At 72.2% G+C, this 23,452-nt stretch carries 20 protein-coding genes and 1 pseudogene; 8 read left to right on the forward strand and 13 right to left on the reverse strand.

Annotated features, from left to right (window positions below):
- Positions 1-109 precede the first annotated feature (109 nt).
- The gene (locus BJ971_RS15825) at positions 110-1,051 is read left to right on the forward strand and encodes an SCO2521 family protein (RefSeq protein ID WP_184993838.1); all 942 of its coding nucleotides are present in this window, start codon (positions 110-112) and stop codon (positions 1,049-1,051) included.
- Entirely contained in the window at positions 1,048-2,022 is a 975-nt protein-coding gene (locus BJ971_RS15830; RefSeq protein ID WP_184993840.1) for a DUF6879 family protein, read from the forward strand. The genes BJ971_RS15825 and BJ971_RS15830 overlap by 4 nt, the downstream gene beginning before the upstream one ends.
- On the opposite strand, the gene BJ971_RS15835 is transcribed toward BJ971_RS15830, so the two are convergent.
- Genes BJ971_RS15835 through BJ971_RS15850 form a run of 4 tightly spaced genes read right to left on the reverse strand, consistent with a single transcriptional unit; the run spans position 2,007 to position 6,591 of the window.
- Positions 2,007-2,963, reverse strand: coding sequence for an SCO2522 family protein (locus tag BJ971_RS15835; RefSeq protein WP_203709147.1), 957 nt, complete (start codon positions 2,961-2,963; stop codon positions 2,007-2,009). The two genes, BJ971_RS15830 and BJ971_RS15835, sit on opposite strands and share 16 nt — an antisense overlap.
- Positions 2,960-3,877: an SCO2523 family variant P-loop protein gene (locus tag BJ971_RS15840; protein ID WP_184993842.1), complete on the reverse strand. Its 918-nt coding sequence runs from the start codon at positions 3,875-3,877 to the stop codon at positions 2,960-2,962. The genes BJ971_RS15835 and BJ971_RS15840 overlap by 4 nt, the downstream gene beginning before the upstream one ends.
- Positions 3,878-3,879: 2 nt before the next feature.
- Positions 3,880-5,727, reverse strand: a complete 1,848-nt coding sequence (locus BJ971_RS15845) for an SCO2524 family protein (RefSeq protein ID WP_184993844.1) — start codon at positions 5,725-5,727, stop codon at positions 3,880-3,882.
- Positions 5,728-5,760: 33 nt separating this feature from the next.
- Positions 5,761-6,591 carry an SCO2525 family SAM-dependent methyltransferase gene (locus BJ971_RS15850; protein ID WP_184993846.1) on the reverse strand — a complete coding sequence of 277 codons (831 nt, stop codon included), beginning with the start codon at positions 6,589-6,591 and terminating at the stop codon, positions 5,761-5,763.
- A 302-nt stretch (positions 6,592-6,893) separates the two neighbouring features.
- Here BJ971_RS15850 and BJ971_RS15855 point away from each other — a divergent pair, with 302 nt between their 5' ends.
- Entirely contained in the window at positions 6,894-8,258 is a 1,365-nt protein-coding gene (locus BJ971_RS15855; RefSeq protein ID WP_184993848.1) for a carbohydrate-binding protein, read from the forward strand.
- Between the two features lie 54 nt (positions 8,259-8,312).
- Here BJ971_RS15855 and BJ971_RS15860 read toward each other — a convergent pair whose 3' ends face one another.
- On the reverse strand, positions 8,313-8,744 hold the full coding sequence (locus BJ971_RS15860; RefSeq protein ID WP_184993850.1) for an NADAR family protein: 432 nt from the start codon (positions 8,742-8,744) through the stop codon (positions 8,313-8,315).
- Between the two features lie 158 nt (positions 8,745-8,902).
- Positions 8,903-9,223: pseudogene (locus BJ971_RS42665) on the reverse strand (DUF7638 domain-containing protein); the annotation flags it as partial.
- A 113-nt stretch (positions 9,224-9,336) separates the two neighbouring features.
- Here BJ971_RS42665 and BJ971_RS15865 point away from each other — a divergent pair.
- The 5 genes from BJ971_RS15865 to BJ971_RS15885 all read left to right on the forward strand — a co-directional run bounded on the left by BJ971_RS15865 (position 9,337) and on the right by BJ971_RS15885 (position 14,657).
- Positions 9,337-10,338 carry a hypothetical protein gene (locus BJ971_RS15865; RefSeq protein ID WP_184993852.1) on the forward strand — a complete coding sequence of 334 codons (1,002 nt, stop codon included), beginning with the start codon at positions 9,337-9,339 and terminating at the stop codon, positions 10,336-10,338.
- Between the two features lie 61 nt (positions 10,339-10,399).
- Positions 10,400-12,223: a glycoside hydrolase family 76 protein gene (locus BJ971_RS15870; protein ID WP_203709146.1), complete on the forward strand. Its 1,824-nt coding sequence runs from the start codon at positions 10,400-10,402 to the stop codon at positions 12,221-12,223.
- A gap of 109 nt (positions 12,224-12,332) precedes the next feature.
- Positions 12,333-13,448, forward strand: a complete 1,116-nt coding sequence (locus BJ971_RS15875) for an LLM class flavin-dependent oxidoreductase (protein WP_184993854.1) — start codon at positions 12,333-12,335, stop codon at positions 13,446-13,448.
- Entirely contained in the window at positions 13,445-14,056 is a 612-nt protein-coding gene (locus BJ971_RS15880) for an FMN reductase (RefSeq protein ID WP_184993856.1), read from the forward strand. Before BJ971_RS15875 ends, BJ971_RS15880 begins: the two co-directional genes overlap by 4 nt.
- A 37-nt stretch (positions 14,057-14,093) precedes the next feature.
- Complete coding sequence (locus BJ971_RS15885) at positions 14,094-14,657, forward strand: histidine phosphatase family protein (protein ID WP_184993858.1); 564 nt, start codon at positions 14,094-14,096, stop codon at positions 14,655-14,657.
- 4 nt (positions 14,658-14,661) lie between these two features.
- On the opposite strand, the gene BJ971_RS15890 is transcribed toward BJ971_RS15885, so the two are convergent.
- The 7 genes from BJ971_RS15890 to BJ971_RS15920 all read right to left on the reverse strand — a co-directional run bounded on the left by BJ971_RS15890 (position 14,662) and on the right by BJ971_RS15920 (position 23,431).
- On the reverse strand, positions 14,662-16,338 hold the full coding sequence (locus tag BJ971_RS15890; RefSeq protein WP_184993860.1) for a PQQ-binding-like beta-propeller repeat protein: 1,677 nt from the start codon (positions 16,336-16,338) through the stop codon (positions 14,662-14,664).
- 166 nt (positions 16,339-16,504) lie between these two features.
- Positions 16,505-18,079, reverse strand: a complete 1,575-nt coding sequence (locus BJ971_RS42150; protein ID WP_184993862.1) for a methyl-accepting chemotaxis protein — start codon at positions 18,077-18,079, stop codon at positions 16,505-16,507.
- A gap of 125 nt (positions 18,080-18,204) precedes the next feature.
- The gene (gene manD, locus BJ971_RS15900) at positions 18,205-19,413 is read right to left on the reverse strand and encodes a D-mannonate dehydratase ManD (protein ID WP_184993864.1); all 1,209 of its coding nucleotides are present in this window, start codon (positions 19,411-19,413) and stop codon (positions 18,205-18,207) included.
- Position 19,414: 1 nt separating this feature from the next.
- A complete protein-coding gene (locus BJ971_RS15905; RefSeq protein ID WP_184993866.1) occupies positions 19,415-20,254 on the reverse strand; it encodes an ABC transporter permease in 840 nt (279 codons plus the stop codon).
- A complete protein-coding gene (locus tag BJ971_RS15910) occupies positions 20,254-21,153 on the reverse strand; it encodes an ABC transporter permease (protein WP_184993868.1) in 900 nt (299 codons plus the stop codon). The genes BJ971_RS15905 and BJ971_RS15910 overlap by 1 nt, the downstream gene beginning before the upstream one ends.
- Positions 21,150-22,220, reverse strand: a complete 1,071-nt coding sequence (locus BJ971_RS15915) for an ABC transporter ATP-binding protein (RefSeq protein ID WP_239087214.1) — start codon at positions 22,218-22,220, stop codon at positions 21,150-21,152. Before BJ971_RS15915 ends, BJ971_RS15910 begins: the two co-directional genes overlap by 4 nt.
- Positions 22,217-23,431 carry an extracellular solute-binding protein gene (locus BJ971_RS15920; protein WP_184993870.1) on the reverse strand — a complete coding sequence of 405 codons (1,215 nt, stop codon included), beginning with the start codon at positions 23,429-23,431 and terminating at the stop codon, positions 22,217-22,219. The genes BJ971_RS15915 and BJ971_RS15920 overlap by 4 nt, the downstream gene beginning before the upstream one ends.
- Between the last annotated feature and the right edge of the window lie 21 nt (positions 23,432-23,452).

The following is a 23,452-nucleotide window of genomic DNA, read 5'->3' on the forward strand; positions in this document are numbered from 1 at the left end:
GGCTGGCGACACGCGCGGCACGGGGCCGCGCCGCTGGGGAGTCATCGGTCACCGCTGACCCTTGCGCGTGCGCGTCTCCCCGGATCGCACCGCCGAGCATGGGGGGCCGATGCTGATCGCCGGTGAGGTGCACACCGGACTCCTGCGTGGACCGGATCCGGTGACGTCCGACCAGGCCCGGCACCTCGTCGACCTGGTGGTCGGCGAGCCTGTGCTGGTCTCGGAGCGGCCGATCGCCTACGTACGCTCGCCCGAGATACCCGTCGGGGTGGACTGCGGGCTGGGCGCGGCCGGCCCCGCCCGCCAGGTGCGGGGCGTCGGCACGGCGCTGCAACGGGCCGCGATCACCGGCGGGCACGTCGTGCAGGGTTCCGCGTACGCGTCCATCGTCCGCGGCGCCGGCGGGGCCCGGCAGCCGTGGTCGCACTACCTGACCCGCCCGGGCGTCATCGAGACGCTCGGCCGGACCCGCTGGGACGAGACGGCGGCCGCGCTGGCGGCGCCGGAGCGGCCCGGCGCCGCGCTGGACCTCGGCGCGATGGCCGGCCGGGCGGCGGACCGGGTGCAGCGGGCGGTCGCCGCCCGGGGCGCGGTGCGGCTCAGATCGCCGCGGACGCGGCTGCGCTGGGTGGCCCGGGTGGAGGAGGAGGCGGAGCCGGGCGCGACCCGGGTCGGTTTCTCCGTCGGCGGCGGCGACCTGCGGGTGCTGCGGCTGACCGTCCCGGGTGTCGCGGCGGCCGAACTCGCCGCCGTCTGCGAGGACGTCGCGATGCACGACTGGCTCCTGAGTGCGCTGCTGGAGATCATCGGCAAGAGCGCCATCGGCACCATCCCCCGCCAGCAGGCCCTGGAGCGGTTGCTGCCCGCCATCGACTACCTCCTGCACCTCTGGATGCCCGGCGCGCGCGGCGACGAGCTGACCGCGGACGTGTGGGAGGTGCTCGAACGGCGCCCCGGCTTCAGCCGGCAGTGGGACACCCTCGTGCACCGGATCCGGGACCAGCTCTCGGTCGGCGCGGTGGCGGCGCTGGCAGCGGCGGGCAACCGATGATGTCCCTCGGCGCGAGCGCGTCCGACCAGACGAGCGTCACCCGTAAGGCGCTGCTCGCGGTCGTCACCGGCGGGCTCACCTTCCTGATCACCAACGCCCTCGACCAGCCGCAGTCCGTGCAGATCACGCTGTCCATCCTGATCGGTGGCATCGCGCTGATCGTGCGCTTCCTGATCGACTTCGAGAAGCGGCTCGCGGCGGTGGAGAAGCTCGAGAAGGACGGCATGGCCGAGATGAAGACGATGGTCGGCGACGTCTTCTCCGAGATCAGCGAGGCCACCGAGCTGTTCGGGCTGATCGAGGCGTCCGCGCTACAGACCGACCTGGTCACCCAGCTGGTGCGCAACTCGACCCAGATCTCGCCGACGTCGCCGCCGATCGTCTACCACTTCGTCCAGGCCAAGATCAAAGAGACGTCGGAGTTCCTCAAGCAGCTCTCCGAGGGCGGCACGGTCACCTACTACGGCGAGGACCGCGACTGGCTGCTCGGCCTGACCCGCAACGCCACGAGCAGCATCGACGCGATCAGCCTCTCGGCGGTCGACCACGGCCTGTGGCACAGCGAGATCGGCCAGCGCTACCTCGACGCGCAGCGCCGGGCCGCCGGCAACGGCAAGCGGGTCCGGCGGATCTTCGTGCTCGACTCGCCCGAGATGGCCGACGACCCGGCGGTGCGGCAGGCCTGCGAGGAGCAGCGCCGGATGAGCATCGACGTGCGGCTGCTCGACCGCGGCGCCGTGCCGCCGCCGCTACAGGTACAGGTGCGCGACATGATCGTCTTCGACGACACCCTGGCGTACGAGACGAACCCGACCACCGCCGACCCGCAGCACGCCCAGATCGCCGAGACCCGCCTGGTGCTGACCGACTCGCGGGTCAAGGAGTGCGCGCGGCTCTTCCGGGAGCTGTGGGAGGTCTCCCGCGCCATCGACGGCACGCACGAGCCGCCGCTGCACTACAGGAACGCGTAGCGGATCCGGTCGACCACCTCGGCCGGCAGGGTGAGCCCCTCGCCCTCGGCACGCCCGCGCACCTGCGCCGAGACTGCGGCGTCGACCGCCACCTGACCCAGGATGGTGCGCACGGCCAGCTCGATCGGCAGGAACCGCGCGTCGAGCGCGGAGAAGGTCCGGTACGCGCGGAACGGCGCGGCCCGGGGATTGAGCTGCACCACCGCGGGCATCCGGTCCCAGTCGTCGGCCACGTCGTCCGCGGTGCCCGGCCGCGGCTCGGCCACCGGCTCGCCGAGATGCCGGATCAGGCCGAGCCGCTGCAACTGCCAGACGGCGGCGAGGAACGGGCACGACCAGAGCACCTTGCCGGCGGGGCCGTTCCACAGCTCGATGTCCACGAAGATCGAGTGGTTCTGCACGGCGCTCTGCCGCGGCGGCTGCCAGGGGCGCGGCGCCGCCATGGCGGCCGCGGCGCCGGTGCCGGCGCGTTCGCCGTTGCTCAGCCAGCCGCTGACCGCCGTCGCGGGCCGGCCGCCGTTGTCACCCTCGGGCGGCTCGGCCACCAGGTGCTGGCGCACCAGGGTCGCCAGGTCGACGCCGTCGGCCGTCGCGCAGCCCGACTCCCGGGCCACGTAGTCGATCGTGAGGCCGGTGTCCTGCGCGGCGTCGACCAGCGCGCGCACGACCTCGGCCGGGGTGCCGAACCGGGTGAAGTAGTCGTCGACCAGGAAGCAGGTGCTCACCCGCGGCCGGCCGCCGCTCACCTCGTCGGCACACGCCTGCTCCGCGGTACGCACCCAGGGCAGCACCCGCCGGAAGTGTTCGCGCAGCCGCTGCTCGCCGGCGCGGAAGTCGTCCATGTAGAGGTGGCCGAGTTCGATCGAGAGATGGGACAGGGCCACCCGCCGCACCACCGGCGTGGCGCTCTCCTCCGTGAACACGCCGGGGTAGGCGTTCACAGTCCGATCCAGGCGGAGTCGTCCACGATCTTCTTGGCGAGATCGTCGAACGCGTCGACCGTGCGCTGGTTCGCCGTGCGGTGCAGCCACACGTCGTCGTTGGACAGCAGCTGCTCCTGCCACTGGAGCACCGGGTCGAGGGGGATCTCGGCCAGCACGGTGGTGCGCCCGACCCGTCGCCGGCTCGCCAGCTCCTGTAGCCGCTTGTTGCAGACGTCGAGCCAGGCGAGCTGCTCCGGGCGCAGGCCGGCCTGGCCGGGGGAGGCCGGGTCCAGCACGGCGGTGCGCACGAAGCGGATGGTGTCCCGGACCGTCACCGGATCATGGCCCAGGTCGGCCGCGGTCTCCAGGATGCCGTGCTTGCCGTAGACCAGGCCGCTGGCCGCGACGATGTGCTGCCGGGTCCAGCGGTGGAACACCAGCCAGCGCGCCACCACGCCGTGCAGCGCGGTGGTGGCGGTGGCGGCGAGCACGATCTCGGTGGCGTACGAGCGGCCGGCGCTGAGGTCGACGATGACGAGGTCGAACTCCTCGTCGGCGCGCAGCAGCAGGTCGACGCAGCGCCCGACGATCTCGGGCGAGGAGCGGAACTCGCCGCCGCCCCGGTCGCCGGGCAGCAGCGTCAGCCGCCCGGCGCCGGCCGGGCGGCCGCGCAGCACGTCGCGCTCCGACTCGGCCCAGACGTCTATGCGGCGGGGGTCGGCCGCGCCGTCGGTCAGGTGACTGTGCAGGCCGCCCTCCGGCACGCCGGCGAAGGCGTCCGGCAGGTCGAAGATCGCGCCGGAGGTGGGCGAGCCGAAGTCGAAGTCCAGGTAGCAGCAGTCGCCGCCCTGGAGCGCGTGGCGGTATGCCACGTTGCTGCTGGTGACGGAGCGTCCCGTGCCACCTTTGTCGGAGGTCGCAAAGACGATCATGGCTAACTGAGCCCGCTGTCGGCGCGCCGGGCCGCCGACAGGCGGTCGAGCCGGCGCAGCACGTCCTCGGTCACGGCGACCGCGACGCCGGGACGCTCGCGGCGCACCGTCCTGGCCCGCTCCAGCTCGACGCCGATCTGTTTGAGCTCCTCGCGCAGCGTCTGACCACTGTAGGTGGAGCCGTTGAGGCGCTCCCGGTCGTAGAGGTGCGCGGCCTCGTTCAGCAGCTCCGCGGCGACGTTTGCCAGCAGCTCGCTGCGCAGCGGGGGCTCGTTGATGACCCGGGCGGCGGTGACGAGGCAGTCGACGACCCGCTTGGTGTAATACCAGGAGGGCTCGCTGTACTTCACCTCCACCTGGGGGAAGGCGCCCGCCGGCTGGTCCCAGATGCCGTTCGGGATGCCGTCGGAGATCAGCCGCTGCTGAAGGTGCTTCCACAGGTCGTCGGAGAGGTCGAGCAGCCGGCTGCGGGAGGTGCCGTCGGAGAGCAGGCTCGCCAGGTTGAGCGTGCGCTTGAGCAGCAGCGGCGAGATGTCCGCGACCGTCCAGGACAGCTGCGGGCCGCCCACGTTCTCGCTGCCCTCCAGCGGGAAGCGCAGGCCGGGATGGTGCACGTTGTGCGCCGTCTCCAGCGCGGTCGAGCGCCGGGTGATGCGGCTGCGGTTCGCCAGCTCGTCCAGCACGCCGGCCACCCGGGTGAGGTCCGCGTTCGTCGCCCGCACGGCCACCATGTTCTGCACGACCATGCCGCTGACCAGCAGGCTGAAGTAGTCGAACTCGATGCCGTCGGTGGTGCGCCAGGGCAGGTCCTCCAGCGGCCACCGGCCGGAGCCGAAGGTGGCGATGGTCGCCCAGTAGGACCGGGTCAGCTCGAAGCGCAGCTGTAGCGCGGACGCGAGCTTGAGCTGAGCCTCGTCGAGCAGGCCGAGCAGCCGGGTGCGCTCGGACGACAGCGCCTGGATGGCCTCGAGCGCCACGGTGGTGAAGTAGAGATAGGGCGCGTTCTGTGCCATGCCGCTGCGTTGCAGGCCCACGTCGGCCGTCGTCTCGATCTCGGGCGCGTCGGTGACCAGGCCCCAGCTCCAGCCGCACTCGAAGAGCCGGTTGGGCAGGTCGAGCTCGCTGCCCTCGGCGGCACCCGAGCCGATGGTGACGTCGTCGCGGAGCCGGGCGTTGATCTCGCGCAGCGCCTCGCGGAGCTCGTCGACGACCTGCCGGGACGGGCGGCGCTCCTGGTTGACGGTCCGGACCAGCTCCCGGCCGTAGGGCTCGTCGGCGGAGAAGACGTTGACGGAGAAGCTGCGCAGGAGGCCGACCATCGCGGCGGTGAGCCGCTGGCTGGCCCGCTCCTCGAGCTCGTTCACCTGATCGAGCAGCCGCGGACGGGTGACCACCTGCCGGAAGATCTTGGTGAAACCGACGACGGCGAGCATCAGCGTGACGGAGATGGAGAAGGAGTCGACCACGTCCAGCTCCTGCTGCGCGGTCTTGACCTCCTCGCCCTCGTCCTCGGGGCTGAAGTAGGTGCCGCCGGCGAAGCTCGGCGTGCCGTCCGGCGCCGTGTAGCGCTTGATGTAGCCGGTGAGCGCCTCGAGCAGCCGCTGCGGCACCTGGATGTCGTCGCCGAGCACGCCGAGCGCGTCGAGCACGTCCCGGTTGGCGGCGTCGGGGTTGTCCAGCCGGAAGATCGGTAGCTCCGTCGCCGGCGCCATCAGGACGAGCAGCTGTTCGGCGTCGCTGATGGAGTTGGCGCCGTCGCGGCCGCCGAACTGCCACGATCCGTCGACGTAGGAGAGACGCGCGGTGGTCCGCCAGATATCGAGGAGTTGTTGACGTGGCTGGATCTGCATCGGTGCGCCGTCACCTACCCGTCCGTGGGTCTGTTACGTCCTCTTGTGGCCGGTGGCCACTATCATCCCGCAGTAGCCGTCGCGGAGGTCCTTGCTCTCCACTGTCTGAATTCTGACATCCGTGGCCACCGGGTCGAGCGCCTGCCGGACGTCGCGCTCGTCCACCGAGCAGGCCGGGAAGCTGCGGCCGCCGACCCGGTAGCCGGAGGAGTCGCGCATGAAGGCCGCCGCGAAGGAGCCCCGCGGCACCAGCGAGTTCACGAAGGACTGTGTGGCCCGGACGAACTCGTCGTTGCGGGTGGTGATGGACTCCGCGACGAAGAACATGGTGCCCATGTCGTACTGGCCGGGCTTGAGGCTGAAGATGTTGCCCTTCTCCACCTTGGCCCGCCGGCTGAGCAGATCGAACGGATCCTTGATCGGCTTGTACGCCGAGCGCCCCGCGTTCATGTGCGACCAGAACTGCCACCACGACGGGCAGGGCTTCTTTATCTGGTCCTGCAACCATTCGCGGTTGGTGAACGCGCGCTCGAAGAGGATCACCTCGCCGGCGAACGGCAGCATGGTGAGCGCCGGATAGAGGTTGGCGCCGGCGCCGACGTCGATGGCGCGCGCGCCCCAGGTGCGCCGGTCGGAGTGGAAGAAGTCGGCGACGATCTCGATGATCCGCTCGTCGTCACCGCGCAGGGTGCCGTAGTTGTGTTCGAAGTAGGCCGCCGAGTCGAAGGCGTCCCAGTCGAAGTCGGCGTTGCCCACCCGCCGCGCGATGTCCATCGCGGAGTCGAGACGCGGGTCGGGTCGGGTCACGGATTTCCTCCGGCGGTGGTAGCTGTCGCGGTCGTAGGAGGCGTCCGAAACGGCCACTTCCTCCAGTTTAGGGGCTTGGTTCAGCCCATGTTGCTGGCCTGCAACTTACGACATCCTCGGCGCCGCTCGTGGCGCCGCGCCGCCAGGCATTCTCCCTGCATTGTCGCTCAGCCTGCCAACCTCGTCCCCCGTATGAGGTAACTCCGTTGGCACGGAAGGGAAAGAGGGGACCACATCGACCGCACGGACGTCAATGAGCGCGCGGCCGGCGTCGATCTGTTAACAACCCTTGATATTTAAGTTCACGAACGTGAAGATGTGGGGGACCGAGGCGGTCATCGATGCGTCAGGGAGTGGCCATGAGAAGACGACGTACCGTATTCGCGCTGGTAGCCGGCGCCGCGATGACCCTGGCGACCGCCGTGGCCGCCGCACCGGACGGCCTGGCCGCGGTGTCCGGCGCGCCGCTCTCGGCCGCCGTCGTCTGCTCGGCGCCGGGCTGGGCGGAGGGCAACACCTACACCGTCGGCACCCAGGTGACCTACGCCGGCCGGCTCTACTCCGCGCTGGTCACTCATACGGCGTACGCGGGCGCCGGCTGGAACCCGGCGGCGACCCCGTCGCTCTGGCGCGACCTCGGCGCTTGCACGGGCGGCACCACCCCGCCGACCACGCCGCCCACCACCCCGCCGACCACTCCACCCACGACACCGCCGACCACGCCGCCGACCACCCCGCCCACGACGCCGCCGACCACCCCGCCCGGCGGTGAGACCTGCGCGGTCAAGTCGCGGCCGGCCGGCAAGGTCCTCGTCGGATACTGGGAGAACTGGGACGGCTCGAGCAACGGCGTGCACCCGGGCTTCGGCTGGGTGCCGATCAACGACAGCCGGCTGAAGCAGCACGGCTACAACGTCGTCAACGCGGCGTTCCCGGTGATCCGCTCGGACGGCACGGTGCTGTGGGAGAACGGCATGGATGCCACCGTGAAGGTGTCCACCCCGGCCGAGATGTGCTCGGCGAAGGCGGCGGGCGCGACGCTGCTGATGTCCATCGGCGGCGCGGCGGCCGGCATCGACCTGAGCTCCAGCACGGTCGCCGACCGGTTCGTGGCGACGATCGTGCCGATCCTCAAGCGGTACAACTTCGACGGCATCGACATCGACATCGAGACCGGCCTGACCGGCAGCGGCAACATCAACACCCTGTCGGCGTCGCAGTCCAACCTGATCCGGATCATCGACGGCGTGCTCGCACAGATGCCGTCGAACTTCGGCCTGACGATGGCGCCGGAGACCGCGTACGTCACCGGCGGCAGCGTCACCTACGGCTCGATCTGGGGCTCCTACCTGCCGATCATCAAGAAGTACGCGGACAACGGCCGCCTCTGGTGGCTCAACATGCAGTACTACAACGGCTCGATGTACGGCTGCTCCGGCGACTCGTACTCGGCCGGGACGGTGCAGGGCTTCACCGTGCAGACCCAGTGCCTGAACAACGGACTCACCATCCAGGGCACCACCATCCGGGTCCCGTACGACAAGCAGGTGCCGGGCCTTCCCGCCCAGTCCGGCGCCGGCGGCGGCTACATGACGCCGGCACTGGTCAGCCAGGCGTACAACAGCGTCCCCGGCATCAAGGGCCTGATGACCTGGTCGATCAACTGGGACGGCTCCCGGTCGTGGACGTTCGGTGACAACGTGAAGGCCCTTCAGGGTCGCTGACCCTCACGGCGAAGAACCGCCGGCCCGGACCGATCCGGGCCGGCGGTTCGCGTTTCACCGCACCGCGAGCTCCGAACGCACCAGCTCCAGCAGCCGCCCGAGCCAGTTGGCGCCGTCCGAGCTCCAGTACCGCGATCCGTGGTCGCGGTAGAGCAGCCGGGCGTCGCCGGTCTCCCGCAGCCGCCGCGCCATCGCCGGATGCAGGTCGAACTTGTCCCGCAGGAGCGCGGCCATCACGCCGAGCCGGACCGCGGGCCAGTCGCCGCGCCGGGGTGCCCGCTCGGCCAGGGCCGGGGCGTCGATCCCGCGCTCGGCGGCGGCGATCCGGTCGTGCCAGGCAGGGTCGCCGGTGGACAGCGCCCAGTAGGCGTGCATGACGGTGGGGTACTCCCGAGCGCCGTGCACGACCGGCGCCGGATAGTCGATCTGCAACACATCGATACCCGGCGGCTCCGGCCACCCGGCCGGGTAGACGGTGCCGCCCACCCACAGCGGAACCGCGTTCGCCGTCTCCGGCCCGTCCGCCGCCCTGCGCTCCCGCGCCTCGGCGACGCCGCGCCCGCTGCTGCGGAAGTTCGGCTCGGCTCGGCGGCGTACGCGGTCAGCGCGTCCCGGCAGCGCCCGGAGGAGTCCGGCCGGTCGTTGAGCCGGTCCAGCTCGTCGGCCAGGTCGCCGAGCACCAGCTCGGGTGTCAGCCGGGACTCCAGCCGCGCCGGGCCGGAGGCGGCGCCGGTGACGACGATCTTCGCGCCATCGGGCGGCGCCAGGGTCGGCGTGCCGTCGTCGAACGCGGCACGGAGGCCGTCGAAGTCGGTCGACCTCCAATGCCAGTCGACGACGCCGTCGGCGTAGACGCTGAGCGTGGTCAGAACGTAGTGGTCCCGGTCGCGAACGAAGATCAGGCGTTGCCGCCCCCGTACGACATCGTCCTCGACGGTGCGCCAGGTCGCGGTGGTGTCGGGCATTCGGCGACCCTGTCGATCCAGGCGCGGTGTCGTTCGCTGTTGATCTTGTGGGCAAATGATCAAGGGGGTACGGTCCGCCGCGTTTTCTTGTCTCCGCCTTGAAGTGGATCGCCGTGAGAACCTCTGTGCTCGACCGTGCAGTCGCCCGGATCGCCGGCGACGGCGCCCGCGCCCTCGCCAACCGCTACCTGAGCGTCTCCACCGATCCCTGCGAGGGCGACCCGGGCGCGCTCGCGCTGCGCGAGGCCGCCCGCCGCGCCGACTGGCCGGCCGTGCGGGCGTTCCTGGCCGGCGTGACCGATCCCGATTCCCGCTACTTCTACCTCCGGGTCGTCGCCCGGGTGCCGAGCGCCGAGATCTGGCTCGAACGGGCCGCCCAGGCCGACCGGGACACCCTGGCCCTGCTGGCGTACGGCTACCGGCTGATCGCCTGGGCCTGGGAGGCGCGCGGCACCGGCGGGTCGTCGTCGGTGTCCGGCGGGCAGGCACGAACCTTCGGCGAGCGGCTGCTGCGGGCCGAGGCGTGCCTCGGCGAGGTGGTCGACCGGAACCCGGGCGACGCGGACGCCTGGGCCGGCCTGCTCACCTGCAACCGGGGCCTGGGGCGCGGCCTCGACGTGGCGTGGCACCGGTTCGGCCGGGCCCGCGCGGCGAGCCCGGCGCACCTGGGCGCGCACGCGAGCATGCTCCAGCAGCTCTGCGGCAAGTGGGGCGGCGACGACCGGGAGATGCTGAGGTTCGCGGTCGAGTCCGCGTCCGGCGCGCCCGAGGGCAGCCCGGTGGCCTGCCTGGTCCCGGAGGCGCACCTCGAGATCTGGGCGGGCGGCGCGGGTCAGCGGCACATCCGCCGGCCCGAGGTGATCGAGGAGATCCGCAGGGCCGCCGCGTGGGGGCCGGGCAGCCCCGCCTACCGGCCGTTCCCCGGCGACGCGGTGGTGCACAACCTGTTCGCACGCGCCTTCACCGACGCGGGGCTGCGGTCCGAGGCCGCGCCGCACTTCGCCGCGGCCGGCGACCGGGTGGTGGGCCACGTCTGGGCGGGCGCCGCGTACCTCTGGCCGGAGTCGCTCATCCACCTGTCCTACCTGCGCGCGCGGCGCAAGGCCGGGCGGTAGGCGCCGTCGATCTGTTAACAACCCTTGCACAATTATGTCGACGGCCATCAATATATGAAGCATGATGCGAGCCGTCCTCGTCCTCACCCTCGCGCTCACCTGGCTGTCCGCGCCGGCGCCCGCCGTCGCGGCGGCACCGGTCGTCTGCTCGGTCTCCTGTGACACCCGGGACCCGTCGACGGCCCGGCAGGACACCTTCCCCGTGCCGGACCGGACCCAGAACGGGCGCCGCATCTCGCTGCACCTCTCCGCCGCCGACGCGATGGCCTGGGGCAGCATCGACCTCGGCGCCGCCGGCGACGCCGTCTGGCTGGACCGGACCTGGGACGGCGGCGCCACCTGGGACGGCCTGCTCGGCAAGGCCGCCGTCCCCGGCACCTGGACCGGCACCCGCACGCTGATGTACAACCTCTCCGACCCGGCGGGCCACCGCCGCGGGATGATCCGGGCCTGCGGCGACGCGGCCGGAATCCAGTGCACCGACTGGGTGCGCCCGCGCGCCTGCGACGTCGCCTGCGACGGCGACGCCGGCAACTCCGGCGACACCCAGCCCGTCGGCCCGGCGACCCTCGGCGGGCGCACGATAGCCCTGCACATCGACGGCCGCGGCATGGCCTGGGCGACCATCGGCAACGGCGCCGCCGGCGACGAGATCTGGCTCGACCGGTCGTGGAACGAGGGCGCGAGCTGGCCCGGCGGATCCTCGCTCGGCCGCACGGCGACCCCGGCGGGCGCGAGCTCCGCGCGCACCGCGCTCTTCGCGGCCCGCGAACCCGGATCCCTGCTGTACGGCGGCGCGCTGCGCGCCTGCGGCCGGGCGGTCACGGGTGCCAACGGCGCCTGCACGGCCTGGGCCCGGCCCGCGAACGACCGGGCGGCCGCGGCGGCCGACGCGCTGATGTGGGCGTACCGGCCGGACACGGCGTGGTGGCCGTCGAGCTGGTGGAACTCGGCGGTGGCCGTCACGACGCTGATGGACTGGATGAAGCGCACCGGGCGCACCGACTACCGGTGGATCGTGGACCGCACCTTCGAGGTCAACAGGGTGGCGTTTCCGGCCGGGGTGAAGAGCGGCGACCCGATCGAGGGCCACTTCATCAGCCGGGCGATCGACGACGCCGCCTGGTGGGGCCTGGCCTGGGTGCGGGCGTACGACCTGACGGGCGAGGCGAAGTACCGCGACGAGGCGGTGACGATCGCGAACTACGTGCACGGCTTCTGGGACACCTCCACCTGCGGCGGGGGAGTGTGGTGGGACCGCGAGCGCACGTACAAGAACGCGGTGACCGCCGGCCTGTACGTCCGCCTCGCCGCGGCGCTGCACAACCGGCTGCCCGGCGACACCGCCTGGCTCAACCGGGCGCGGACCGGCTGGAACTGGTTCGCGGCCAGCGGCATGATCAACTCGTCCGGGCTGGTGAACGACGGCCTCAACGGCAACTGCGCGAACAATGGGCAGACAGTGCACACCTACAACCAGGGGCTGGCGATCGGCGCCTCGCTCGAGGTGTGGCGCGCCACCGGCGACGCGGCCGTGCTCGCCGCGTCCCGGCGGCTGGCGGACGCCGCCATGGCGAGTCCGGTGCTCACCAGGAACGGCATCCTCACCGAGTCCTGCGACTCGCCGACGACCACCTGCGACGACAACGGCAAGCAGTTCAAGGGCATCTTCATGCGCTACCTGGGCGATCTGGCCGACGCGACGGGCGTGGCGGGCTACCGCGCCTACGCGCGTACCCAGGCGGACAGCATCTGGGCCGCCGACCGGGACCCGCTCAACCGGCTCGGGCAGCGCTGGAACGGCCAGTCGCCCGCCGGGTACCCGAACGCCCGGGACTGGCGCACCCAGGCCTCGGCCCTGGGCGCGCTGATCGCCGCGCTGTGATCCGGACCTCGCTTCCCGGCAACTCTCTGACTATGAAATAGTTGACGAGTCAAAGACGTTGTGCGGGTCAGTCCGGGCGATCGAGCCCGGCCGGAGCTCAGGAGCGGTCATGCAATTCGGGATCTTCACCGTCGGCGACGTCACGCCCGACCCCACGAACGGGCGGGCGCCGACCGAGCAGGCGCGGATCAAGTCGATGGTGGCGATCGCCAGGAAGGCGGAGGAGGTCGGCCTCGACGTCTTCGCGATGGGCGAGCACCACAACGAGCCCTTCGTGCCGTCCTCGCCCACCACGATGCTGGGCTACATCGCCGGGCAGACCGAGCGGTTGCTGCTCTCGACGTCCACGACGCTGATCACGACCAACGACCCGGTCAAGATCGCCGAGGACTACGCGATGCTCCAGCATCTCGCCGACGGCCGCGTCGACCTGATGATGGGCCGGGGCAACACCGGCCCGGTCTATCCGTGGTTCGGCAAGGACATCCGCGCCGGGATACCCCTGGCGATCGAGAACTACGCGCTGCTGCACCGCCTGTGGCGCGAGCACACCGTCGACTGGACGGGCAAGTACCGCACGCCGCTGCAGTCGTTCACCTCGACGCCGCGCCCGCTCGACGGCATCCCGCCGTTCGTCTGGCACGGCTCGATCCGCAGCCCCGAGATCGCCGAGCAGGCCGCCTTCTACGGCGACGGCTTCTTCGCCAACCACATCTTCTGGCCGGCCTCGCACACCCAGCGGATGGTCGAGCTGTACCGCGAGCGCTACGCGCACTACGGCCACGGCGGCGCGGACCAGGCGATCGTCGGCCTCGGCGGGCAGGTCTTCATGCGCCGCAACTCCCAGGACGCGGTCAAGGAGTTCCGCCCGTACTTCGACAACGCGCCCGTGTACGGGCACGGCCCCTCGCTGGAGGACTTCAGCCGCGAGACCCCGCTGACGGTCGGCAGCCCGCAGCAGGTCATCGACCGCACCCTCGGCTTCCGCGACTACGTCGGCGACTACCAGCGCCAGCTCTTCCTGCTGGACCACGCCGGCCTGCCGCTCAAGACGGTGCTGGAGCAGCTCGACCTGCTCGGCGAGGAGGTCGTGCCGGTGCTGCGCAAGGAGTTCGCGGCGCTGCGGCCCGCGCACGTGCCCGAGGCGCCGACCCACGCGTCGCTGCTCGCCGCGGCCCGGCGCGAGGAACAGCGTTCGGAACAGCAGGAGGGTGAGAAGGCATGAGGGAGCGCAATCTGGTCGTCGTCTCGGCGGGCCTGGGCCGGCCGTCGTCCACCCGGCTGCTCGCGGACCGGTTGTCCGCGGCGGCGGTGGGCGCGGCCGCCGGTCTCGGCGTGCGGCTGACCGTCCGCGTGGTCGAGCTGCGCGACGTCGCGCACGAGCTGATGAACCACATGCTGACCGGCTTCCCGCCGGCCGCGCTCGAGGAGGCGCTCGACGCCGTCCGGTCCGCCGACGCGCTGATCGCGGTGACACCCGTCTTCAACGCCTCCTACAGCGGGCTGTTCAAGTCGTTCTTCGACGTGCTGGACGGCGACGCCCTGGTCGACAAGCCGGTGCTGATCGCGGCGACCGGCGGCACCGAGCGGCACTCGCTCGCGCTGGAGCACGCCATGCGGCCGATGTTCGCGTACCTGCGGGCGGTCACCGTGCCGACCTCGGTCTTCGCGGCCACCCAGGACTGGGGCGGCGACGGCTCCGAGGGCCAGCTGCGCGGCCGGATCGACCGCGCGGCCGGCGAGCTCGCCCGTGAGATCGACCGCCGACAGGCGGCCACGGTCGCGGATCCCTTCGCGCTGACCACGCCGTTCGAGGACCTGTTGGCGGGCTGACACGGTAGAACTACACGGGAGGCGAGAGGGGACCGTCATGGGGGAGATCGTGCTCATCCGGCACGGGCAGACCGAGTGGAGCGCGGCGGGACGGCACACCTCGTACACGGATCTCGATCTGACCGGAGACGGCGAGCGCCAGGCGCGGGCCGCGGGCGAGCGGCTCGCGGGCCGGTCCTTCGCGGCCGTGATCTCCAGCCCGCGCCGCCGGGCGCTGCACACCGCCGAGCTGGCCGGGCTCACCGTCACCGAGACGACCGAGGACCTCGCCGAGTGGAACTACGGCGAGTACGAGGGCATCACCACCGCCGTCATCCACGAGACCCGCCCGGGCTGGTCCCTGTGGACCGACGGGGCACCCGGCGGCGAGTCGCCGCAGGACGTCGCCGCCCGCGTCGACCGGGCGCTCGACCGGGCCCGGGCCTTCCTGGACGGCGGCGACGTCGCCCTGATCGCGCACGGCCACTCGCTGCGGGTGACCGGCGCCCGCTGGATCGGCCTTCCGCCCAGCGGCGGCGGCCTGCTCAAGCTCGGCACCGCGACGCTGTCCACGCTCGGCTTCGAGCACGGCAACCGGGTCATCGACGCCTGGAACGCCTGACCGGTTACCGGAGCCCGACCAGCGTGTCGTGGGAGCCGTCCCGCCCGTCGATGCCGGAGTACACGATCACCGCACCGTTCGCCGCGACCAGCTCCAGCGGGCGGTCGGTGTCGTGCTCATTGCGGGGCCCGAGCTCCACCGGCAGGTCGGCGGGCTGTTGCGTCCCGAGCGGGGTGAGCGTCAAGGCGGCCTTACCGGTATCGAGGAAGGTCTTGACCCAGCTGTAGTCGCCACGCCGCACGCACAGCACCATGCTCTCCAGCAGGACGCCGGAGAACGCACAACTGCTGATCTCCTGCTGGTAGCGCACCTCGCCGGTCCGGGCATCGCGCAGCAGGGGCGGCTTCGAGATCTTGCCGTCCGTCGCCAGGCCGTACCCGATGAGCCGGTAAAGCGGAACCGGCATCGGCAGGATCCGGTCACTCCCGGCGTCGAGCAGCTGAACGGCCTGTTCCGGTCGCACCGGTTCGTAGGCCTTCAGCAGCGCCAGTGACCGGTCCGGCGCGATGACCACCTCCGGCGGCAGGCTTCCCTGCGGGGTGATCGCGACGACGTGCTCCGCGACCTGGCGACCGGTGGCGCTGTCGAGCACGAAGAACTTCGACTCGGCGCCGCACTTCGCGGAGATGACGATCCGGTGGTGCAGCGCGCCCACCGCGCGGAACCCCTCGCCGCGACAGCCTTCCGGCCTGCGCCAGGTCCACGCCGTGCCGCCGTCACGCAGCGAGAACGCCGGGTAGTCGCGGTCGTCGTCCCACAGCCCCTGGCCCACCAGGACGTCGTCGGTGATCATTTCCTGGTGGGGGTTCGCCAGGTCGGCGGAGTAGCCGCCGGTGGACCGGACGGCACCGGTCATGGCGTCCAGGATCAGCATGGTGTCGGCGCCGCCATCCTGCTGCGGCAGCATTCCCAGCACCACCGACCCGCCGTCGGGGCTGGCCACCATCCAGGCCGCCCGCGCGCCGAGCCGCCGGTAGGACCAGCGGATCGCGCCGCTGGACCCGTCGACGCCGAGAACGCCGTCCGAGAGCAGCACGACCGCGCCCGCCCCGGCCGGGCGTACGTCGCGCACCGGTCCCGGCATCGGGGTGGTCCAGCCGACCCTGGACACCGTCGCGGGCACGGGCGGCACGGCGACCGCGCTCGCGGTGGCCGACCTGACCGCCCAGCCGCCGGAGGTGAGCGCCACCGGCACGCACGCGGCCACGAGCAGCGCCGACACGGAGGCGACCGCGGCGAGCCGCAGGGCGTTCCACCGGCGCCAGCGCCCCTCGGCCGGCCGGACGGCGCCGAGCAGCAGTCCGGCGATGACCGCGACTCCGCCGGCCACGCCGAGCGGTGCCACCACGCCCGGGTAGCCGTCGCCGTAGCGGCGCAGCCCGTCGACGACATGGAACGCGGTGGCCGCCAGCGCCGCCGACACGGCGAGCGCGGTGATCACCCAGCGGCGGCGGGTCGTCGTTCCGGGTGACTCCTGGTGCCGTGCCCACGCGACCAGGACGCACAGCAGCACCACGAGCACTCCCAGCCACCGGCCGGCGACCGGAGACAGCCCGTGGTCCCCCACGCCCTCGTCGCGGAACCAGCCGACCAGCAGCAGCAGCGCTCCGATCGTCACGAGCGTGCCGGCCGCCGTGGACCGCGTCTCCGGCCCGGAGTGGCCACCTTCGTCGTCCGGCATGCGACCTCCCCAGGTGCCAATGAGCCGGACCGATGATCGCAGACGGCCCCAGCCGAACCGGCCGGCACTCCGATCGATGGGACAGCCGTCACCAGGTGCGCAGCGTGCCGTCGACGTTTGCCCGTCGCAGCGGCCGGCAGCCACGACCTGCTCGGTGATCGGCCGCCTAGATTGTGAACTCGGCGATCGCGGTGTGCAGGGCGCGGCTGGCCTGCGCGAGCTCGGTGGCGGCGGTGCCGGCCGACTCCACGTCCCGGGCGGTCTCCTCGGTGGTGGTCGCGAGGTGGGTCATGGCGTCGGCGATCCGCTCGCCGCTGCCGGCCGCCTCGTCGAGGCTGGCGTTGATGTTCGCCGAGGCGACGGACTGCTCGTCGATGGCCGCGCTGACGGTCTCCTGGAAGCCGTCGATGCGGCGGATGACGTCGCTGATCGTGTTGATCGCCTCGACGGCCGAGCCGGTGTCGGCCTGGATGGCCCGGACCTTCTCGGTGATGTCGCCGGTGGCCCGCGCGGTCTCCTGCGCGAGGTCCTTCACCTCGCCGGCGACGACCGCGAAGCCCTTGCCCTGCTCGCCGGCGCGGGCCGCCTCGATGGTGGCGTTGAGCGCCAGCAGGTTGGTCTGGCCGGCGATGCCGTTGATCATTTGCACGATGTTGGTGATCTCGGTGGACGAGGTGCCGAGCCGGCCGATCGTGTGGCCGGTGTCCACGGCGGCGGTGACCGCCTCGCCGGCGACCTGGGCCGCCGCGTCGGCGCTCGTGGCCATCCGCGCGATCGCGCTGCGGACCTCGCCGCTGCCCGCGACGACGGTGCGCAGGTTGCCCAGCACGTTGTCGGCCTCCGCCGACACCTCCGTGGCGCGCAGGCGCGCCCGCTCGGCCGAGGTCGCCATGCGGCCCGCGACGCTGGACAGCTGCCCGGAGACGTCGCCGACGGCGCCGGCGCCGGACTGCACCTGGCGCATCGCCGTCTGGAGCGCCGAGGTGCTGCGGTCGACGGCGGCCGCGAGCTCGCCCAGCTCGTCGCGGCGGCGCAGGCCGACCCGGGCCCGCAGGTCGCCGTCCGCGAGCCGGGCGAGGGTGTCCATCACCGCGCGCAGCGGGCGGACGATGGAGCGGCTGACGGCCATGCCGGCGACCAGCGCCAGCAGCACCGCCGCGGCCAGCGTGCCGGCCAGGGCGAGGTTGCCCGCGCGCCGGGCGTCCTCCATGTCGGCGCGCAGGGCCAGGCCCCGCGCCGCGCTGGCCGCCTGGAGCCGGTCGGTGATCTCGATCGTGTCCGTGTAGGCGTCGCTGGAGGCGCCCTCGTTTATCGACTTCAGCGCGGCGGCCCGCGCCGGCGCGGTCTCCTGGCGCAGCAGCGCCACGATCTCGTCGTCGGTGCGGAAGAAGCCGTCCCAGATCTCCCGCAGCGGCGCCGCGGCGGCGCGCTCGTCGGCCGGCATCGGCGCCGCGTCGAGCGCGTCCAGCGCCTTGTAGATGGTCGTCTTGGTGCTCAGCACGCCGGCCCGGTTGTAGGAGTCCGGCGCGGTCGCGGCCGCGCCGCCGATCACGCCGGCGTCGGCCACCACCAGGCCCTGCCAGCCGGTGATCTCGCCGACGTTGTACATGAACCGCAGCACCGCCTCGCGGGTCACGGTCAGCCCGGCGATCTCGCGCTCCACCTGGTCCTGGGTGTGCATGCCCCACCAGCCGGCGCCGGCGGTGACCGCCAGCAGCGCGATGAGCAGGCTGAACGACACGGCGAGGCGTGCTCCTACCCGAAGACGACCCAACATGCCCTGCCCCCAACTACGCTGCTCGGAACCCCCTTCTTCGGCTCCGTGTCCGGCGGGTTGAGACAGGTTGTCGCAGGACACAGTCCGCCTCACCAGCTGTGCAGCGTGCCGTCCTCGAGGCGGTTCAGCGGCAGCGACGCCGGCCGGTACGGGTACCGCGCGGCCAGCTCCTCGTCGATGTCCACGCCCAGGCCCGGCTCCTCCGAGGGGTGCAGGTAGCCGTCGGCGAAGCGGTAACCGTGCGGGAACACCGCGTCGGTCTCGGCGGTGTGCGGCATGTACTCCTGCAGTCCGAAGTTCGGGATGCTCAGGTCGACGTGCAGCGCCGCGGCCAGGCACACCGGCGACAGGTCGGTCGCGCCGTGCGAGCCGCTGCGTACGTGGTAGAGGCTCGCCAGGTCGAAGATGCGGCGCAGGTGGCTGATCCCGCCGGCGTGCACGACGCTGGTCCGGATGTAGTCGATCAGCTGCTCGGTGATCAGCCGCCGGCAGTCCCAGATGCTGTTGAAGACCTCCCCGACGGCCAGCGGCGTGGTGGTGTGCCCGCGGATCAGCCGGTAGCCCTCCTGTAGCTCCGCCGGCACCGGATCCTCCAGCCAGGTCAGCCGGTACGGCTCGAGGTCGCGGCCGAGCGCGGCGGCCTCGATCGGGGTCAGCCGGTGGTGCGCGTCGTGCAGCAGGCGCAGCTCGGGGCCGAACTCGGCGCGGACCCGGGCGAGGACGCCCGGCACGTGCGCCAGGTAGCGCGGCGTCGACCACACCGCCTCGGCGGGCAGCGCCGATCCGGCTGGCTCGTAGGTGCGCGGGTCGGCGCTCACCCCGTACGTGCCGCGCAGGCCGGGCACGGCGGTCTGCACGCGCACGGCCCGGTAGCCCGCGTCGGTCAGGCGGGCCACGTCGGTAAGCAGGTCGTCGAGGGTCTCGGCGGCGGCGTGGCCGTACACCGTCACGCCCTCGCGGCAGCGCCCGCCGAGCAACTGATACACCGGCAGCCCGGCTACCTTGCCCTTGATGTCCCAGAGCGCGGTGTCCACGGCCGCGATCGCGCTCATCGTCACCGGCCCGCGCCGCCAGTACGCGCCCTTGTAGAGCGCCTGCCAGGTGTCCTCGATCCGGGCGGGATCCCGGCCGAGCAGCACGGGCACCACGTGCTCGGCGAGGTACGCGGCGACCGCCTGCTCCCGGCCGTTCAGGGTGGCGTCGCCGACCCCGGTCACGCCCTCGTCGGTGACGATCTTCAGCGTCACGAAGTTGCGGCCCGGGCACGTCACGATCACCCGCGCGGCGGCGATCCGCACCTCAGTCCCCGTCCTCGCGTACCCGGGCGACGAGCTGGGTCGGGTTGACGAAGCGCAGCGCCAGCACGAGCAGGATCAGCATCATCGAGGTGTAGATCACGGCCATCGCGTCGATGGACTGCTGGGCGCGGATGCCGGCGGCGGACATCGAGTAGTAGAGGGCGACGACGAGCGTCTGCGAGTCCGGGCCCGCGGTGAGGAAGGTCAGCTCGAACATGCCGACGGTGCGGACCAGCACCAGGATCGAGGCGGCCAGGATGCCGGGCACCAGCAGCGGCGCCAGGATCCGGACGAACACCTGCCGGGTGCTCGCGCCGCACATCCGCGCCGCCCGCTCGACCGCCGGGTCGATCTGCTCGATGAACGGCGTCATGGTCAGGATCACGAACGGCACCGACGGCACCAGGTTCGCCAGCACCACCCCGGAGAGGTTGCCGGCGAAGCCGTACTTGTAGAGCACCGTGGCCAGCGGGATGCCGTAGGTGATCGGCGGCATCAGGATGGGCAGCAGGAACAGCAGGTAGAGCAGCTGGCGGCCGGGGAAAGCCCGCCGGGCCAGCACGTACGCGGCCGGCACGCCGATCAGCAGGGAGAGGCCGACCACCAGCGCCGACACCTCGAGCGTCACGATCAGCACCGGCAGCAGGGTGAACTCCTCCCAGGACTGGCCGTACCACCGGGTGGTCCAGCCGGCCGGCAGCCAGGTGTCGAACCACCGGGTGCCGAACGAGCTCACCACCACCGAGCTGATCACCCCGGCCAGCACGATGAAGAACGCGATCACCGCGCCCCAGACCAGCCAGGCCGCCGGGGTGGCCACGATCCTGCGCCGTGCGGCCATCAGCCCTTGCCTCCCGCCGTCGACCCGGTGTAGAGCAGCGCGCGCCACCCGAGCACCGCCGCGATGACCAGCAGCTCCACCAGTCCCATGAGCACCGCGACCGCGGAGGCGAGGGGGTAGTCGTAGCGGACGTACGCGGCGTCGTACGCGGCGATCGACATCACCCGGGTGGTGCCGGACGGGTCGCCGACCAGCACCGCCGACGGGAACACGCTGAACGCCAGCACGAACGTCAGGCAGAACGTGGTGGCCAGGCCGGGCGCCAGCAGCGGCAGCGTGATCCGCCGGAAGCGCTGCCACGGCCCGGCGCCGAGGGTCGCCGCGGCACGCTCCAGGCTGGGGTCGATGCCCGACAGGTACGACAGCACCAGCAGGAACGCGAACGGGAAGCCGGTGATGATCAGCGAGAAGAAGACGCCCCAGTAGTTGTTGGTCAGGCGCACCGGCGCGTCGACGAGGCCGGCGCTGAGCAGGGTCCGGTTGAACCAGCCGGTCGGGCCGAGGAAGTTCAGCAGGCCCTGCGCGGTCAGCACGGTGCCGAGGGTGATCGGCACGACCAGCACGGTGGTCAGCAGCCGCCGGCCCCGGAACCGGCCCCGCATCCGGTACGCGATCGGCACCGACGCGAGCACGTTGAGCAGCGCCGCCGGCAACGCCAGCCCCAGCGTCGTGGCGATGGTGTCCCGAAGGTACGCGTCGGTGAAGAACTCCCGGTACGCGCCGAGCGGCCCGCCCTTCACCGGCTGGAACGACAGGCCGAGGCCGTACAGGAAGGGGTAGATGAAGAGGGTGACCACGAACAGCGCCGCCGGGATCAGCAGGAGCAGCTGCCGGTCGACGCCGCGCTCGGCCAGGCGGTGCCGCAGCGCTGGCCGGGCCGTGTCGACGACGGCCGTCATCGCCCACCGCCGGCGGGGAACACCAGCAGCCGCGCCGGTTCGACGGTGACGGTGATCCGGTCGCCGACCGCCGGCCGGTCGGCCGCGCGCAGGTTGAGCGGGACGCCGCCCTCGGTGCGCGCCTCGACGGCAACCTCGCGGCCCTGATACTCGACCACCTCGACCACGGCCGGCACCCCCGCGCCGTCGGCCGGGCCGATCCGCAGGTCCTCCGGGCGGATCCCGGCCATCACCTCGCTGCCCGGCGCGGGATCGTCCACCGGGGTGCCGACGAGTTCGCGGCCCTCGAGCTCCACGACGATGCCGGCGCCGCGGCGCGGCCCGGCGCGCAGCGGCAGCAGGTTGCGGTAGCCCATGAAGTCGGCGACGTGCCAGTTGGCCGGCTCGGTGTGCAGCTGCTCGGGGGTGCCGATCTGCTGCACGCGCCCCGCGCGCAGCACCACCAGGCGGTCGGCGAGCGACAGCGCCTCCTCCTGGTCGTGCGTGACGTAGACGGTGGTCAGCCCGAGCGACTGGTGCAGGCGGCGGATCTCGGTGCGCATCTCCAGCCGCAGCTTCGCGTCGAGGTTGGACAGCGGCTCGTCCATGAGCACCAGCGACGGCTCGAGCACCACCGCCCGGGCGATGGCCACCCGCTGCTGCTGCCCGCCGGAGAGCTGGCCGGGCAGCTTGCCGGCCTGGTCCTCCAGGTGCACCAGGCGCAGCGCCTCGTCGACCCGGCGGCGGATCTCCGCGCGGGGTACCCGGCGCATCTGGAGGCCGAACGCGACGTTGCGGCGGACCGGCAGGTGCGGGAAGAGCGCGTAGTTCTGGAACACCATGCCGAAGCCGCGCCGCTCCGGCGGCAGCACGTCGAGCCGCGCCTCGTCCTGCCAGATGCTGCCGCGGGTCAGCGGCAGCAGCCCGGCCAGGCAGTTCAACGCCGTCGACTTGCCGCAGCCGGACGGGCCGAGCAGGGCGATGAACTCGCCCCGCTTGATCGTCAGGTCCAGCCCGGCGAGCGCCTCGTGGCCGCCGAAGCTGCGGCTGACCCCGTCCAGCCGCAGGGTGTTGAACTGTCCGATCACTTGGACACCTTCGCGCCGCCGATCTCGCGGTCCCACCTGTCGAACGCGGCGACGAGGTCCTTCGAGCCGAGCGGCACCTCGAGCGGATTACCGGCGATCAGCGCGGTGTACTCGGGCCGGCCGAACTCGTTGATGGCCGCCTGGCTCTCCGCCGGCGCCATCGACAGGTCGACGTCCTTGATCGCCGGGCCCGGGTAGAAGTAGCCCTTGTCGTACGCCTTGGCCTGCTGCTCCTTGGTGAGCATGTGCGCGAGCAGCAGCAGGACCGCCGCCTGCTTGTCGGTCGAGACACCCTTGGGCACGACGGCGTAGTGCGCGTCGGTCACCCAGTGGAAGCCCTCCAGGGTGCCGATCGCCGCCTCCTTCGGCACGGTGCCGAGCACCCGCGGGTTGATGTCCCAGCCGGTCGTCGAGGCGATGATCTTCGCCGAGCCGTTGGCCAGGTTCTTCATCGTCTCGCCGGTGCTGGACGGGTAGAGCGTGACGTACTTGTTCAGCTCGGCCAGGTAGGCCCAGGTCTTGGCCCAGCCGTTGACCGGGTCCTTGGGGTCGGAGTCGCCGAGCAGGTAGGGCAGGCCCATCAGGAACGTGCGGCCCGGCCCGGAGTTCGACGGCCGCGCGTACTGCACGGCGCCGGGGTTGGCCTTGGCGTAGGCGAGCAGCTCGGCCGCGCTCCGCGGCGGGTTCGGCACCTTGGCCGGCAGGAACTCGATGAGCGGGCCGGACGGATAGTAGGTGACGGTCACCCCGGAGTCCCCGGCCAGCCGCTGCATGGCCGCGGCCCCGGGCAGATAATCCCGTACGCCGGGCAGCCGGTCGCCGTATTTGGTCAGCAGCGGGTTCCACAGGCCCTGTTCGATGCCGGCGGAGAGCCCGTCGACGCCGGTCAGCACGAGGTCGATGTCGACCCGGCCGGCGTTCTGCTGCGCCTTGACCTTGCCGACCAGCTCCGGCGCCGGCGACTTCGAGTACGTGACCTTGCTGATCACGCCGGAGTTCTTGCTCACGAAGTCGTCGATCATGGGCTGGGTGAGCTGGAGGTTGCCGGCGACGTCGAGGATGTTCAGGGTCACCGCCTTGCCGGGCTTGGCGGGAACCTCGCCGTCGGTGTCCAGGGCGGATCCGCCCGAGTCGGGTGCGCTGCACGCGGCGAGCAGCAGCAGGGCGGCGGTCGCGACGGCGGTGACGCGGCGGCGGGCGGGTGTCGGCATGGGGGAGGCCTTTCTCGAGGA

This window comes from Amorphoplanes digitatis (genome assembly GCF_014205335.1).
Lineage (GTDB): Bacteria > Actinomycetota > Actinomycetes > Mycobacteriales > Micromonosporaceae > Actinoplanes > Actinoplanes digitatus.